This is a genomic window from Streptomyces sp. NPDC025806, assembly GCF_055558275.1.
Map to the genome: position 1 here is coordinate 151,498 of NZ_JBVHMU010000016.1, position 12,880 is coordinate 164,377.

Annotated in this window: 13 protein-coding genes; 4 read left to right on the forward strand and 9 right to left on the reverse strand. The window is 72.6% G+C overall.

Translation table 11 applies throughout. The features are described 5' to 3' along the window. Positions 1-82 precede the first annotated feature (82 nt). Entirely contained in the window at positions 83-2,098 is a 2,016-nt protein-coding gene (locus ACZ4E1_RS30960) for an oxidoreductase (protein ID WP_467545701.1), read from the forward strand. Between the two features lie 89 nt (positions 2,099-2,187). Beyond that, the gene (locus ACZ4E1_RS30965) at positions 2,188-2,748 is read left to right on the forward strand and encodes a PadR family transcriptional regulator (protein ID WP_467545703.1); all 561 of its coding nucleotides are present in this window, start codon (positions 2,188-2,190) and stop codon (positions 2,746-2,748) included. A 59-nt stretch (positions 2,749-2,807) separates the two neighbouring features. On the opposite strand, the gene ACZ4E1_RS30970 is transcribed toward ACZ4E1_RS30965, so the two are convergent. Further along, a complete protein-coding gene (locus tag ACZ4E1_RS30970) occupies positions 2,808-3,329 on the reverse strand; it encodes a hypothetical protein (protein WP_467545705.1) in 522 nt (173 codons plus the stop codon). Positions 3,330-3,483: 154 nt separating this feature from the next. After that, entirely contained in the window at positions 3,484-4,488 is a 1,005-nt protein-coding gene (locus ACZ4E1_RS30975) for a fibronectin type III domain-containing protein (RefSeq protein ID WP_467545707.1), read from the reverse strand. A gap of 251 nt (positions 4,489-4,739) precedes the next feature. On the opposite strand from ACZ4E1_RS30975, the gene ACZ4E1_RS30980 reads away from it, so the two are divergent. Further along, positions 4,740-5,513, forward strand: a complete 774-nt coding sequence (locus ACZ4E1_RS30980) for a glycoside hydrolase family 75 protein (RefSeq protein WP_467545709.1) — start codon at positions 4,740-4,742, stop codon at positions 5,511-5,513. 10 nt (positions 5,514-5,523) lie between these two features. On the opposite strand, the gene ACZ4E1_RS30985 is transcribed toward ACZ4E1_RS30980, so the two are convergent. Genes ACZ4E1_RS30985 through dhaK form a run of 3 tightly spaced genes read right to left on the reverse strand, consistent with a single transcriptional unit; the run spans position 5,524 to position 7,592 of the window. Beyond that, on the reverse strand, positions 5,524-5,949 hold the full coding sequence (locus ACZ4E1_RS30985) for a PTS-dependent dihydroxyacetone kinase phosphotransferase subunit DhaM (protein ID WP_467545711.1): 426 nt from the start codon (positions 5,947-5,949) through the stop codon (positions 5,524-5,526). Next, positions 5,946-6,554: a dihydroxyacetone kinase subunit DhaL gene (dhaL, locus tag ACZ4E1_RS30990; RefSeq protein WP_467545713.1), complete on the reverse strand. Its 609-nt coding sequence runs from the start codon at positions 6,552-6,554 to the stop codon at positions 5,946-5,948. Before dhaL ends, ACZ4E1_RS30985 begins: the two co-directional genes overlap by 4 nt. Positions 6,555-6,599: 45 nt before the next feature. Then, the gene (gene dhaK, locus ACZ4E1_RS30995) at positions 6,600-7,592 is read right to left on the reverse strand and encodes a dihydroxyacetone kinase subunit DhaK (protein WP_467545715.1); all 993 of its coding nucleotides are present in this window, start codon (positions 7,590-7,592) and stop codon (positions 6,600-6,602) included. A 326-nt stretch (positions 7,593-7,918) separates the two neighbouring features. Here dhaK and ACZ4E1_RS31000 point away from each other — a divergent pair, with 326 nt between their 5' ends. Then, positions 7,919-8,236 (forward strand): hypothetical protein, encoded by a 318-nt coding sequence (locus tag ACZ4E1_RS31000; protein ID WP_467545717.1) that lies wholly within the window; start codon positions 7,919-7,921, stop codon positions 8,234-8,236. 6 nt (positions 8,237-8,242) lie between these two features. On the opposite strand, the gene ACZ4E1_RS31005 is transcribed toward ACZ4E1_RS31000, so the two are convergent. The 4 genes from ACZ4E1_RS31005 to ACZ4E1_RS31020 form a co-directional block, all read right to left on the reverse strand. Continuing rightward, positions 8,243-9,115 (reverse strand): 3-hydroxyacyl-CoA dehydrogenase family protein, encoded by an 873-nt coding sequence (locus ACZ4E1_RS31005; RefSeq protein ID WP_467545719.1) that lies wholly within the window; start codon positions 9,113-9,115, stop codon positions 8,243-8,245. 44 nt (positions 9,116-9,159) lie between these two features. Continuing rightward, positions 9,160-10,068 carry an NHL repeat-containing protein gene (locus tag ACZ4E1_RS31010; protein WP_467545721.1) on the reverse strand — a complete coding sequence of 303 codons (909 nt, stop codon included), beginning with the start codon at positions 10,066-10,068 and terminating at the stop codon, positions 9,160-9,162. A gap of 224 nt (positions 10,069-10,292) precedes the next feature. Further along, positions 10,293-11,756: an HAD-IA family hydrolase gene (locus tag ACZ4E1_RS31015; protein WP_467545723.1), complete on the reverse strand. Its 1,464-nt coding sequence runs from the start codon at positions 11,754-11,756 to the stop codon at positions 10,293-10,295. A 44-nt stretch (positions 11,757-11,800) separates the two neighbouring features. Further along, positions 11,801-12,877: an ABC transporter ATP-binding protein gene (locus tag ACZ4E1_RS31020; protein WP_467545724.1), complete on the reverse strand. Its 1,077-nt coding sequence runs from the start codon at positions 12,875-12,877 to the stop codon at positions 11,801-11,803. Positions 12,878-12,880 lie beyond the last annotated feature (3 nt).

Below are 12,880 nucleotides of genomic sequence, written 5' to 3' on the forward strand. Positions count from 1 at the left end.
GCAGCTCTCTTTTGCAACTTGTTGCACAAGGGGCCGGGTGTCGTCTACAACTGTGACGACGTTCGCCGCCACGGAGGGCCCCATGAGTCGTTACCCGCACCTGCTCGCCCCGCTCGACCTGGGCTTCACCACGCTGCCCAACCGCGTCCTGATGGGCTCGATGCACGTCGGCCTCGAAGAGGCGGAGAACGGCTTCACGCGCATGGCCGCCTTCTACGCGGAGCGCGCCCGCGGCGGCGTCGGCCTCATGGTCACCGGCGGCATCGCCCCGAACGAGGCCGGCCGCCCCTGGGCCGGCGGCGCCAAGCTCACCACCGAGGCCGAGGCCGAGCAGCACCGCGAGGTCACCGACGCCGTGCACGCCGCCGGCGGCAGGATCGCGATGCAGATCCTGCACTTCGGCCGGTACGCCTACCACGAGGACCTCGTCGCGCCGAGCCCCGTCCAGGCGCCGATCAGCCCGTTCCCGCCGCACGAGCTCACCGACGCCGAGATCGAGCAGACCGTCGAGGACTTCGCGCGCACCGCCGAGCTCGCCCGGGCGGCCGGCTACGACGGCGTCGAGATCATGGGCTCCGAGGGCTACCTCATCAACGAGTTCATCGTCTCCGCCACCAACCACCGCACCGACCGCTGGGGCGGCTCCTACGAGAACCGCGTCCGCTTCCCGCTGGAGATCGTGCGCCGCGTCCGCGAGCGCGTCGGCAGCGACTTCATCGTCATCTACCGCCTCTCGATGCTGGACCTGGTGCCCGGCGGCTCCACCCTCGAAGAGGTCGTGCGGCTGGCCAAGGAGATCGAGGCGGCCGGCGCCACGATCATCAACACCGGCATCGGCTGGCACGAGGCCCGCATCCCCACCATCGCCACCTCCGTGCCGCGCGGCGCCTACTCCTGGGTCACCAAGAAGCTCATGGGCGAGGTCTCGATCCCGCTCGTCGTCGTCAACCGCATCAACACCCCCGAGGTCGCCGAGGAGTTGCTCGCCGACGGCGTCGCCGACATGGTCTCCCTGGCCCGCCCGATGCTCGCCGACCCTGACTTCGTGAACAAGGCCGCCGAGGGCCGCTCCGACACCATCAACACCTGCATCGGCTGCAACCAGGCCTGCCTCGACCACACCTTCAGCGGCAAGATCACCTCCTGCCTGGTCAACCCCCGCGCCTGCCACGAGACCGAGCTCGTCCTCGCGCCCACCCGCCTGAAGAAGACCGTCGCCGTCGTCGGCGCCGGCCCCGCCGGGCTCGCCTGCGCCGTCTCCGCCGCCGAGCGCGGCCACGACGTGACCCTCCTCGACGCCGCCGGTGAGATCGGCGGCCAGCTCAACGTCGCCCGCAAGGTCCCCGGCAAGGAGGAGTTCGACGAGACGCTGCGCTACTTCCGCACCCAGCTCGAACTGCGCGGCGTCACCGTCAAGTTGAACACCCGGGTCGCCGCGGAGGACCTCACCGCGTACGACGAGGTCGTCGTCGCCACCGGCGTCAGCCCGCGCACCCCCGCCATCGACGGGGTCGACCACCCCAGCGTCGTCGGCTACCTCGACGTGCTCCGCGAAGGCGTCCCCGTCGGCGACCGTGTCGCGATCATCGGCGCCGGCGGCATCGGCTTCGACGTCGCCGAGTACCTGACCGACGGCGGCGAGAAGGCCAGCCAGGACCCGGCCACGTACTTCCGCCTGTGGGGCGTGGACATGGACTACACCGACCGCGGCGGCCTCAAGAAGGCCGAGCGGCCCGCGCCGCCGCGCGAGGTCCACCTCATCCAGCGCAAGACCTCCAAGGTCGGCGCCGGACTCGGCAAGACCACCGGCTGGATCCACCGCACCGAGCTGCGCCACCGCGGCGTCACCATGGTCGCGGGCGCCACGTACGACCGGATCGACGACGCGGGCCTGCACATCACCGTCGACGGCGAGCAGACCCTCGTACCCGTCGACACCGTCGTCCTGTGCGCCGGCCAGGAGCCGCAGCGCTCCCTCTACGACGACCTCGTCGCCGCCGGCCGGACCCCGCACCTGATCGGCGGCGCCGACGTGGCCGCCGAGCTCGACGCCAAGCGCGCCATCAAGCAGGGCACCGAGGTCGCCGCGGGCCTGTGAGACCGGGAGGTCACGTGGCCGGGCCCGCCGGCCGCGTGACCATCCCTCACCTCGGCTCACGCCGGGGGACTCTCCCCTACCCTTACGCCATGTCACTGCCGCACGCGATCCTCACGGCCCTCCTGGAGAAGCCGTCGTCGGGCCTCGAACTGACCCGCAGGTTCGACCGGTCCATCGGCTACTTCTGGTCGGCGACCCACCAGCAGATCTACCGCGAGCTGGGAAAACTGGAACGCGACGGCCTGATCCGCGCCCTGCCCGCCCAGGGCCCCGCCCGCGGCCAGAAGAAGCAGTACGAGGTCCTGCCCGAAGGGCGCGCCGAACTCGCCCGCTGGACCGCGGCCTCCCACGACCCCAAACCGCTGCGGGACACGATGCTGCTGCGGCTGCGCTCCGCCGCGGTCGTCGGCACCGACGGCATCGACACGGACCTGCGCCGCCATCTCGCCCTGCACCGGGAGACCCTCGCGAACTACCTGGAGATCCAGGAGCGCGACTTCCCGCCGGAGAAGGACTCGATGCCCGACCGCTTGCAGCACGCGGTCCTGCGCGCCGGCATCGACCTGGAGACCTTCTGGGTCGGCTGGATCGAGGAGACCCTGGACCGGCTCGACCTGCCCGAGGCGGACACGCCCCAGGCAGGGGCCTGAACGCACGATCGCCGCCGCCCGGAGAGACCGGACGACGGCGATCAGGGGAACGAACGGGCCTAGGTGCGCTGACCCGTGCCGCGCCGCCGCAGGTACCACGCACCGCCCACGACGGCCGCGGCCACCATGGTGCCGCCCGCCGCCAGCGTCAGCGTGCCGTAGTCCTGCACCGCGCCGCCGAGGCCGCCCCGGACGGCGCCGAGCGGGCTCGACGTCGCCGAGATGGTCGGACTCGCCGTCACGGTCACCGAACGGGTCCCGGCCGTGGAACCGTCGTTGCAGACGACGACCACGGTGTACGTTCCGGAACTCACGCCCGTCCAGGTCGCGCTGCCGCCGACCAGCGGCTGTTGCCTGCCCTGGGCGAAGTCGGCCTGGCCCGCCGAGAGCAGCGAACCGTTGCCCCCGTTGGGGCAGGCCTGGGTCCGGGCCGTGACCGTGGACCCGCTGGAGCTCACGACGAGCCCGCCGCCTCCGCTCGGTCCGCCGGCGTGGGCCGCCGGTGCGGCCAGCGTCAGCGGGAGCGCGGCGGCGGCCGCCACGGTGAGACCCGAGCGAGCGAGTATCGAAGTGATGCGCATGACTTCCTGCTCTCCGGCGCCCGCGGGAGGCGGTACGTCCGATGCCCCGCCCGAGTCGGCAAAAGCCCGCGCCGCCTGACGCTCAGCCAAACCGCGGGCGGCGCACGGCGCATGCGGGCCGCATCCGGGCAGGTGACGGGTTCCATCGCACGGCCTAGCCGGTGGTGACGGTCCGTTCGGCGGAGAAGGCGCCCCATGTGCCGTCCGGGAGCTGCGCGCGGATCCGCACCCGGTGGCGCTCGCCCGGCTCAGCGCCGATGTAGAAGCTGTACTTCGCCGCGTCGGCGGTGCCCTCGCCCCACATGACGGTCGTGGCCTGGGCGCCGTCCACGAACACCTGGTACGCCGGGACCTCGCCGCCGGTGTCCGGCGGGGTCCACGCCAGGTCGAGGTAGTACCCGCCGTCGGCCGCGCGGCTGCTCGCGCGGAAACCGGAGGGCGCCGTGCCGGTGCCCGTGCTGTCCCCGCCCTTGCCGCGCCGTGTCGTGAGCCGGACCGTCGCGCTCGCGGGCGAGGTGTTGTCCGCGGCGTCGCGCGCCCGCACGCTGAACGCGTAGGGCGTGCCCGGCCGCAGCCCCGTCACCAGGGCCCGCGTCTCCCGCCCCCGGACACTGTGGATCTTCGTGGTGCCCTGATAGACGTCGTACGAGGTGACAGCCCGGTCGTCGCGGGAGGGCCGCCAGGACAGGGACACGGACGTGCGGCCGGCCACGCTGCCGGTGAGCCCCGCCGGGCGGGTCGGCGCGGCGCGGTCCGCGGCGACCGCCGCCGGGGTCGTGACGGTGACGCGCCGGCTCGCCGGGCCCAGTGCGCCGTCCGTGCCCCGGGCCCGCACGGTGAACACGTAACGGGAGCGCGGGCGCAGGCCGGTGACGTCGACCATGTACCGGTCGGCGGGCAGGCGCCTGACACGCTCCGTTCCCCGGTACACCTCGTACTGGACGACGTCGGCGGTGCTCGCGGGCCGGTTCCACATGACGTGCACGGAGGTGGCGCTGCCGGCCTGCGCCGTGACACCGGCCGGGGCCGTGAGCGCGGGACCGTCCTTCCCGGGGTCGGTGAACAGGCCGCAGGAAGTGAGGCCCAGGACGAGCGCGGCGACGGCTGCCGCGCGGGTGAGCGGGATGAGGTGCCGGGTGCGTGGGGGGAGGTGTCGCACGGGGTGGGTGCCTTCCGCTCGGGCGGGCCGGTGGGGGGTGCGGGCGTGAATTGGTACAGACCTGTATGGCATGACTGACGGGTCCTCATCAAGCCCCTGGGGAGCGCCCGTCCGGGCCCGGCCCGAACCCGTCCGGCCGCCTGACGCCCCGTCCGGCCCCCGTGCGGTGGACGCCACCAGGCACCTCGCCCAGATTGGGGTGTTGTGTCCGCCGGCCCAGGGCCGGGCGTCCCCGACCGAAGGCCTCGTCCGTGCGTCCTCGCCTCCTGCCGCTCACCGCAGTCTGCGGTGCCGCCCTCCTCGCCCCCGCCTCCCTCTCCGCCTCGGCCGCGCCGCCACCCGCCGAGCGCGCGCACCACTCCGGCGCCGCCCTGCGGGTGCACCCCGTCGCCGCACCCGCGCCGCCGGCCGCGCCCTTCCTGCGAGAGGGCGGCGTCCGCGCCGCCGCCCTGCGGGACGCCGTCCGCGGCTGTCGGCAGATCTCGAACGGCCGCTACCGCACCGACGACGGCACCCGCGCCGACATCCCCGTCTGCCGCACCACCCAGGGCGCCGTCCACTGGAAGGCCGACCTGGACGTCGACTGCGACGGCCGCGCCGGACGCCTCTGCAACAGCCGCACGGACCCGGTGTTCCAGAACATGACGGCCTACCCGCAATCCGACGGACGACCGCTGGACGCCGAGACGCTGCCCTACGTGGTCGTACCGGCGGCCAGCGACCTCTGGAAACCCGCGCGCTCCGGCATCCGCCCCGGCACGGTCGCGGCCCTCGTCCACAAGGACCGCGTGGTCTACGCCGTCGTCGGCGATGTCGGCCCCGCCGACCTGATCGGCGAGGCCTCCTACGCAGCCGCCCGCGCCCTCGGCCTCGACCCGCACCCCGTGCGCGGCGGCGTCGCCGCCTCGGACGTCACGTACATCCTCTTCCCGGGCAGGACCGTGCGCCCCATCGAGAACCACCGCGCCGCCGTACGGGCCGGACACGCGGCGGCGCGCGAACTGGTGAGCGCTGCCGCCAGGTGACCTCCGGACCTCACGCCTTCCGGTACGCGTACGCCTCCGACGCCGCTGCCACCACCGCGTCCAGGTCGGCGCCCGCCGACGCCGACACCACGGCCGCCACCGCGCCCTCCACGAACGGGGCGTCCACCAGGCGGGTGGCCGCGGGGAGTTCGTCGCCCTCGGCGAGCAACGCCTTCACGGTGAGGACCGCGCTGCCGAGGTCGACCAGGACCGCGACGCCCGCGCCACCGTCCACCCGCGCCGCGGCCGCCGCGATCAGCTCCGAACTGGTGCCGAGGCCGCCGTCCTCCGTGCCGCCCGCCGCGGCCACCGGCGCCGTCGCACCGCCGCCCGCCAGGCCCTCCGCGAGCCGCGCCACCGACTCCGCGACCTCCTTGCTGTGCGAGACGAGAACGATCCCGACCGCCTTCTCCGCCGTGCCCGGCGCCGCGCTCACGCCGCACTCTCCGCGGTCTCGGCCAGCGCCGCGATGAGCAGCGCCGAGGACGTCGCCCCCGGATCCTGGTGCCCGATGCTGCGCTCGCCCAGATAACTGGCCCGCCCCTTGCGGGCCTGCAGCGGGGTCGTCGCCTCGGCGCCGTGCTCGGCCGCCGCCCGCGCCGCCGCGAAACCGCCGTCCTCCAGCGCGTCCACCGCCGGGACCAGCGCGTCCAGCATCGTCTTGTCGCCCGGCGCGGCCCCGCCGAGCGCGGCCACCGCGTCCACCCCGGTGCGCAGCGCCGCCGCCAGCTCGGCCTCGCTCACCTCGGGCGCGTCACCGAGCGCCTTTCCGGTACGCCGCAGCAGCGTCCCGTACAACGGTCCGGAGGCGCCGCCCACCGTCGAGATCAACTGCCGTCCGGCGAGGGTGAGTACGGCGCCGGGGGAGTCCGGCGCGTCCTTGTCGAGCACCGCCCGCACGGCCGTGAAGCCGCGCTGCAGATTGCTGCCGTGGTCGGCGTCCCCGATCGGCGAGTCGAGTTCGGTGAGCCGGTCGGCCTCGCGGTCCACCGCCGTGCCGGTCGCGGCCATCCAGCGCCGGAAGAAGTCGGCGTCGAGCACGTGATCTCCTTCAGAGAGAGGTTCGGACATCGCCCAGGGTGCCGGTCAACGGCCCCAGCGCAGACCCGCCGTGGCCACCGGCGCGTCCCACAGCCGCAGCATCTCCTCGTCGACCTGACACAGAGTGACCGAGGCGCCGGCCATGTCCAGGGACGTGACGTAGTTGCCGACGAGAGTGCGGGCGACGGGCACCCCGCGCTCGGCCAGCACCCGCTGCACCTCCGCGTTGAACCCGTACAGCTCCAGCAGCGGCGTCGCGCCCATCCCGTTCACCAGCACCAGCACCGGACTTGTCGGATTCAGGTCCTCGAGGACCGCGTGCACGGCGAAGTCGGCGATCTCCCCGGACGTCATCATGCCGCGCCGCTCCCGCCCCGGCTCGCCGTGGATGCCGATCCCCAACTCCAGCTCACCGTCCGGGAGATCGAAGGTGGGGGAGCCCTTGGCCGGGGTGCTGCACGCGCTCAGCGCGACGCCGAAACTGCGCGCCGACTCGTTGACCTGCCGGGCGAGCGCCTCGACCCGCTCCAGCGGCTGCCCCTCCTCGGCCGCCGCCCCCGCGATCTTCTCCACGAAGAGGGTGGCGCCGGTGCCGCGCCGGCCGGCCGTGTACAGGCTGTCGGTCACCGCCACGTCGTCGTTCACCAGCACCTTGGCGACCTGGATGCCCTCGTCCTCGGCGAGCTCGGCCGCCATGTCGAAGTTGAGCACGTCACCGGTGTAGTTCTTCACGATGAACAGCACCCCGGCCCCGCTGTCCACGGCCGCCGCTGCCCGCACCATCTGATCCGGCACCGGCGACGTGAACACCTCACCCGGGCAGGCCGCGCTCAGCATCCCCGGGCCGACGAAGCCGCCGTGCAGCGGTTCGTGCCCCGACCCGCCGCCCGACACCAGCGCCACCTTCCCGGCCACGGGCGCGTCCTTGCGCAGGATCACCCGGTTCTCCACGTCGACCGTGAGCTCGGGGTGCGCGGCCGCCATGCCGCGCAGGGCGTCGGCGACAACGGTCTCGGGGACATTGATGAGCATCCTCATGAGTACCTCCGGGTGAGGCTGGCAAGTGGGCGCCTGGCCTGAGTCCTTGCGGGTCAGGCGACGGGTGTTCAGGTGTCGATGGCGTGTCGGGCTGACGGTTTCCGGAGTGCTGCTGACGGCAGTATCGACCTTGCGGCGATGTACGTCACGTGCGCCGCCGCTCCCACCGACTGGGGATTTGCACAGCTGGAGATCCGAGATGACTGCCGGTTCCCGGCAGTCTTCACGCGCTTTTGATGCCTGTCCGCGGACGCGGCGGAAGGAGCGTGGACGGTGGCATGATCCCGTTCCGTCCGGCAGGTGCCGGACGCGCCAGGGGAGGTTCCATGAGGCTGTTCATCGCGGTCCCGGGCACGGTGCTGGCCCTGCTCGTCGCTGTCTCCGGCACGGCCGCGATCAGGCGAGGGTGGGTCATGCCCCTCAACCGCGGACGTGTTCTGCGGCCACGCCTCTACGGGTGGGGCCAGCTGGCCATCGCCGCCGCGCTGTGCTGGCAGATGGCTCTCCTGGCCTTCCTCGTCCCGATGAGCGGTCACGACCTCTCCGTACCGGTCCACAGTGCCCTGGTGCTCGGAGGGAATGCGCTGATGCTGGCCGGCATCATCGTGATCATGCTGAGCCGGCGCACCGAGAGAAGGCGCTGACCCGCGTCAGGACTCCTTGTCGTAGTCGTCGTAGAAACCCCGGCCGGTCTTGACGCCGAGGTGCCCGGCGTCCACGTACTTCTTGAGCAGCTCTCGCGGTCCCTCGGGCAGGTGGGGGTTCTCGTCGGCGTAGTGGTTCTCGATGTCGAGGACGACATCGAGGCCGACCTGGTCCATCATCCGGAAAGGCCCTGCCGGACTGCCCATGTTGATCTTCCACATGTCGTCCACGTCCTGCGGGGTGGAGACGCCCTCCGCGACGACCTCGAGGGACTCGCGCTTGATGGCGGCCCAGATGCGGTTGAAGATGAAGCCTGTCGACTCCTTGTGCGCGACAAAGGGGTAGACCCCGTACTTGGGCAGCTCCTTCTTCAGGAAGGAGATGACGTCGGGGTCCGTCTTGGTGTCGGACATCAGGTCGACGGCGTTCTGCGTGGGCGGCATGTAGAAGTGCATGTTCAGCACCCGCTCCGGATGCCGCACCTCGTCGATGAACAGATGCGAGGCGTAGGAGGAGGAGTTGCTGGCCAGGATCGCGTCCGGCTCCGCGCCCTCGTCCAGCTGACCGAAGATCTGCTTCTTCAGGTCCAGGTGCTCGGGCACCGCCTCCACCGCCAGCCAGGCGCCGGACAGCGCATGGGACAGGTCGTCGGTGACGATCACCCGGCCGGGGCGGCCCGCCTCGACCGTGGATGCGACCCGGTCGATGTTCTGCTCGACGAAGGTCACGGCTTCCTTGCCCGCCTCGACGGACTTGTCGTAGATCCTGACCTCGCCGCCGCGGGTTGCGAACATCAGGGCGATCCGGCGTCCGAGGGTTCCGGAGCCGATGACCGCGACCGGACGGTTCTGGATGTCGGTGGGGAGGGCGAAGGGCATGGCAGTCCAACTCTCTGTGGGGGCAGGCGCTTTCGGCCGTCGAGTCACGGCAGCAGGCAGATCCCGGTCAAGGGGAAGGGGAGCGTGACGAGCTCGTACGGCTCCTGCCTTCCGGCCGGGCCGTCGGGCAGTGGGCAGACGCGGAGGTGACCGCCGAGGTCGGCGACATAGGCCAGGCCCGCGACGCTGTCGACCGCGAGACCGATGGCCTCGCTGAACCCGTCGGCCAGAATCTCGGGTGCCTGGCCCGGCGCTCCGACCGCCGGGACGGGAGCGCGGTTGAGCGTATTGCCGGCGGGTGCCGCGCCGCGGTCGGTCCAGTACAGCCAGTCGCCGTCCAGGTGCAGGTCGATGGGATCGGGCAGGCCGCTCCACAGGACCTCGATGTCGGACCGGCTCTCGGCGGTCTCGCCGGCCGGGAGCTGAAGGCCGGCACGGAAGATCCGGCCCTTGCCGCCCTTGGCCGGTCCCTTCTGCGTCCAGTACAGGTGACCGCGGGCGGGATCCACGGCCACCCCGACGCACTCGCCCATGATCCCGTCCTCGGCGGGGTTGATCACGAGGTCGGTCAGAGCGCTGCCGTCGACCCGGGCGCGGCTGACCCGGTGACCCTCGCGGTCACTCCAGTACAGGGTGCCCGCACCGTCGGAGGTCACCTGCTTGCCGGTGGTGATCGCCCCGGTCGGGAGCACGTCGCGCCGGTGCCCGCCGTCCAGGTCCAGGGCGTGGACGCCGCCGTTGCGCCGGGAGAAGTCCTGTCCTGCTTCGCCAGGTGTGTCGGGATCCTCGGTGGGGGCTCCCATGGTGGTCCAGTAGGCGACGCCTTCCTCGACGACGATGCCGTCCGGGGCGTCACCGGCCGTGCCGAGGAGCGTGTGCACCCGACCGTCCGGAAGGCTCACCCGCAGCAGCTTTCCAGGTGTCACCTGCAGCGCGAGCAGGCTGTTCGACATGATGAGTCTCCTCCCGGCTCGTCACGCGAACCACCACCCGGGGAAAGGACGCGGAGAGCCCGGTCGGCAGATGCCCCGCCTGCCCCGTCCCATGAGAAGTGGCACGGGAAGAGACGGCAATTCGGCTGAGCCGAACGGAGTCGAACAGCCACACGTCACGACCACCTGAGCTGGAGTTCGCGGATGATCCGACGGGCGGACCTGCTTCCGATGGCGCGAACGGGCTAGCCCAGACGGAAGGTGGTCAGCACCGCGGCATGGTCCGACGGCCAGTCGTTGTCGGCCACGTCGGGCCAGGCGCGGGGGGTGCCGCTGACGACCGTACGGGAGTCGAGGACCTTGAGGCCTCGTCCGTTGTGGAGGACGTAGTCGATGCGGTCCTGCGGCTCGGGGCGGCCGCTGCCGTCCTCGTGCTCGGTGTGGATCGGGGACCAGGTGTGGCCCGGGTCCCGATCGGGGTCCGGATGCGCCTCGCGGTAGGAGTCGCGCAGACCTGCCTCCTCGGCGGCCAGGGAGACCGGCCAGTCGACGTCCGGCCGGTCCAGGTGCGAGGGCGCGTTGAAGTCCCCGACGAGCACCACGGGTGTCTCCGCGGCGGCTGAGCGGGCGATCGCGTGCAGCGTTTCGTGCATCTGTGTGAGGCGGACCCCTTCGTGGGCGACGAGCTCGCTCGCGCCGAGCTCGTCGAAGGCGGCTTCGTAGGGGCCGTAGGGCGTGTAGTGGAGGTGGGCGGTCCAGACGTCGATCTCGTACGTGCCGTCGATCCGGATCCGGGCGCCGGCCGCGCCGTAGAAGCCGACGTCGGGATCGCCGAGGTGGGCCACGACGGGGTGGCGGCTGATGATGCCGAGGTTCTCGCCCGCCCGGTGATGGTGCCAGCCCAGCTCTGCCGCGAGTTCCTGGGCGGCGGTGCCGCCCGTCTCCTGCAGGCCCACGATGTCGGCGTCCGTGTCGAGGAGCACCTTGAGCTGCTTGGCCCGGTGGTCGTCGACCGGACTGCCGCCGAGCCACAGGTTCCAGCTCATCACCCGGAGGACCCGGGGTGCGCGCGGGAGCATGGCGCGAAGCCGCTCCGGGCCGACGGCTTCGAGCCCCGGCAGAACCGTCCGCCCGGGCGCGGAGGCGATCGGGGCCAGCGACGGGACCGCGAGCACGGCGCACCCGGCGGCCTCGGCGGAGGCCACGCCGGTCGCGGTGTCCTCGACGGCGACGCAGCGGACGGGGTCCACGCCCAGAGCGCGGCAGGCGGCGAGGTAGGGGTCGGGGGCGGGCTTGGTCCGCTCGGTGTCGTCGGCGGTGACGGAGACGGCGAAGCGGTCCGCGCCGAGGGCGGCCAGGACGGTGTCGGCGACCGCGCGGGGCGAGGCGGTGACCAGGGCGAGCGGGACACCGTCACGGGCGAGCGCGTCCAGCAGGTCGATTGCCCCGGGGCGCGGTACGACACCGGCACGGATCCGGGCGGCGAACTCCGCGTGCAGGTCGGCGGCGACGGCGTCCGCGGGGCGGCGCACGGCTCCGGCCAGCCAGGCGGCGGTGTCCTCGACGGCACGGCCCAGCACGTGTGGCTGGTCGTTCGCGGTGAGGGGACGCCCGGCGACGTGTTCCACCGTCTCCCACCACAGCCGCTCGGTGTCGACGAGCGTGCCGTCCATGTCGAACAGGACGGCCTGGAGCGGGAGTCGGGGCATGACGGTCTCTTTCACGTGGGGGCTTTCAGCGGGTCTTCGACGGATCAGTGGGCGCGTGCGGACACCAGGACCGGCCGGTCGGGCAGCGACACCCGCACCGTGGATCCGGTGCCGAGAGCGGTGGCCTCGTGTGCGGGCAGGTCGGCCTTCACCTCGGTGCCGTCCGCGAGGCGGACCGTGGCGCGGACGACGGCGCCGAGGAAGGCGGTGGCCATGACCCGGGCGGTGCCCTCGGGGTCGGAGTGCAGCTGGACGGCCTCGGGCCGCACCAGTACGTCCACGTCGCCGTCCGCGGCCTCTCCCTCGGCGGGCAGGCGCCGGCTCAGCACCTCGACGGTGGAGCCCTTGAGCACCCCGGGGATGCGGCTCATCGTTCCGACGAACTCGGCGACGAATGCCGTGGCGGGACGGCCGTACAACTCGGCGGGCCGGTCGCACTGTTCGAGGCGGCCGGCGCGCATCACGGCGACCCGGTCGGCCATCGACAGGGCCTCTTCCTGGTCGTGCGTCACGAACAGGGTGGTGATGCCGAGGTCCCGCTGGAGCCGGCGGATCTCTTCGCGCAGGGTGATCCGGACCTTCGCGTCGAGCGCGGACAGCGGTTCGTCGAGCAGCAGCACACGCGGACGCAGGGCGAGGGCGCGGGCCAGTGCGACGCGCTGCTGCTGGCCACCGGAGAGCTGGTGCGGGAAGCGTTCGCCCTTGTCGCCGAGGCCGACCAGGTCGAGGAGCTCGCCCGCGCGGGACCGCCGTTCGCCGGCACGCACCTTGCGCATGCGCAGGCCGAAGGCCACGTTGTCGAGCACGTTCAAGTGGGGGAAGAGGCTGTAGGACTGGAAGACCATCCCGGCGTCCCGGTGGTGGGCGGGCACGCGCGTGACGTCCTGGCCGTCCACGAGGACCGCTCCCGAGTCCGGGTGCTCGAATCCGGCGAGCATGCGCAGCGCGGTCGTCTTGCCGCAGCCGGAGGGGCCGAGCAGGGCGAGGAACTCGCCGGGGCGGACCGTCAGGTCGAGCCCGTCCAGAGCGACGGTGGCACCGAACTGCCTGCGCAGACCCTGGAATTCGATGGTGGCCGCCTGCCGGCCGACGGTCTTGTCGAGTGTGGTGGCTGTGGTCATGGC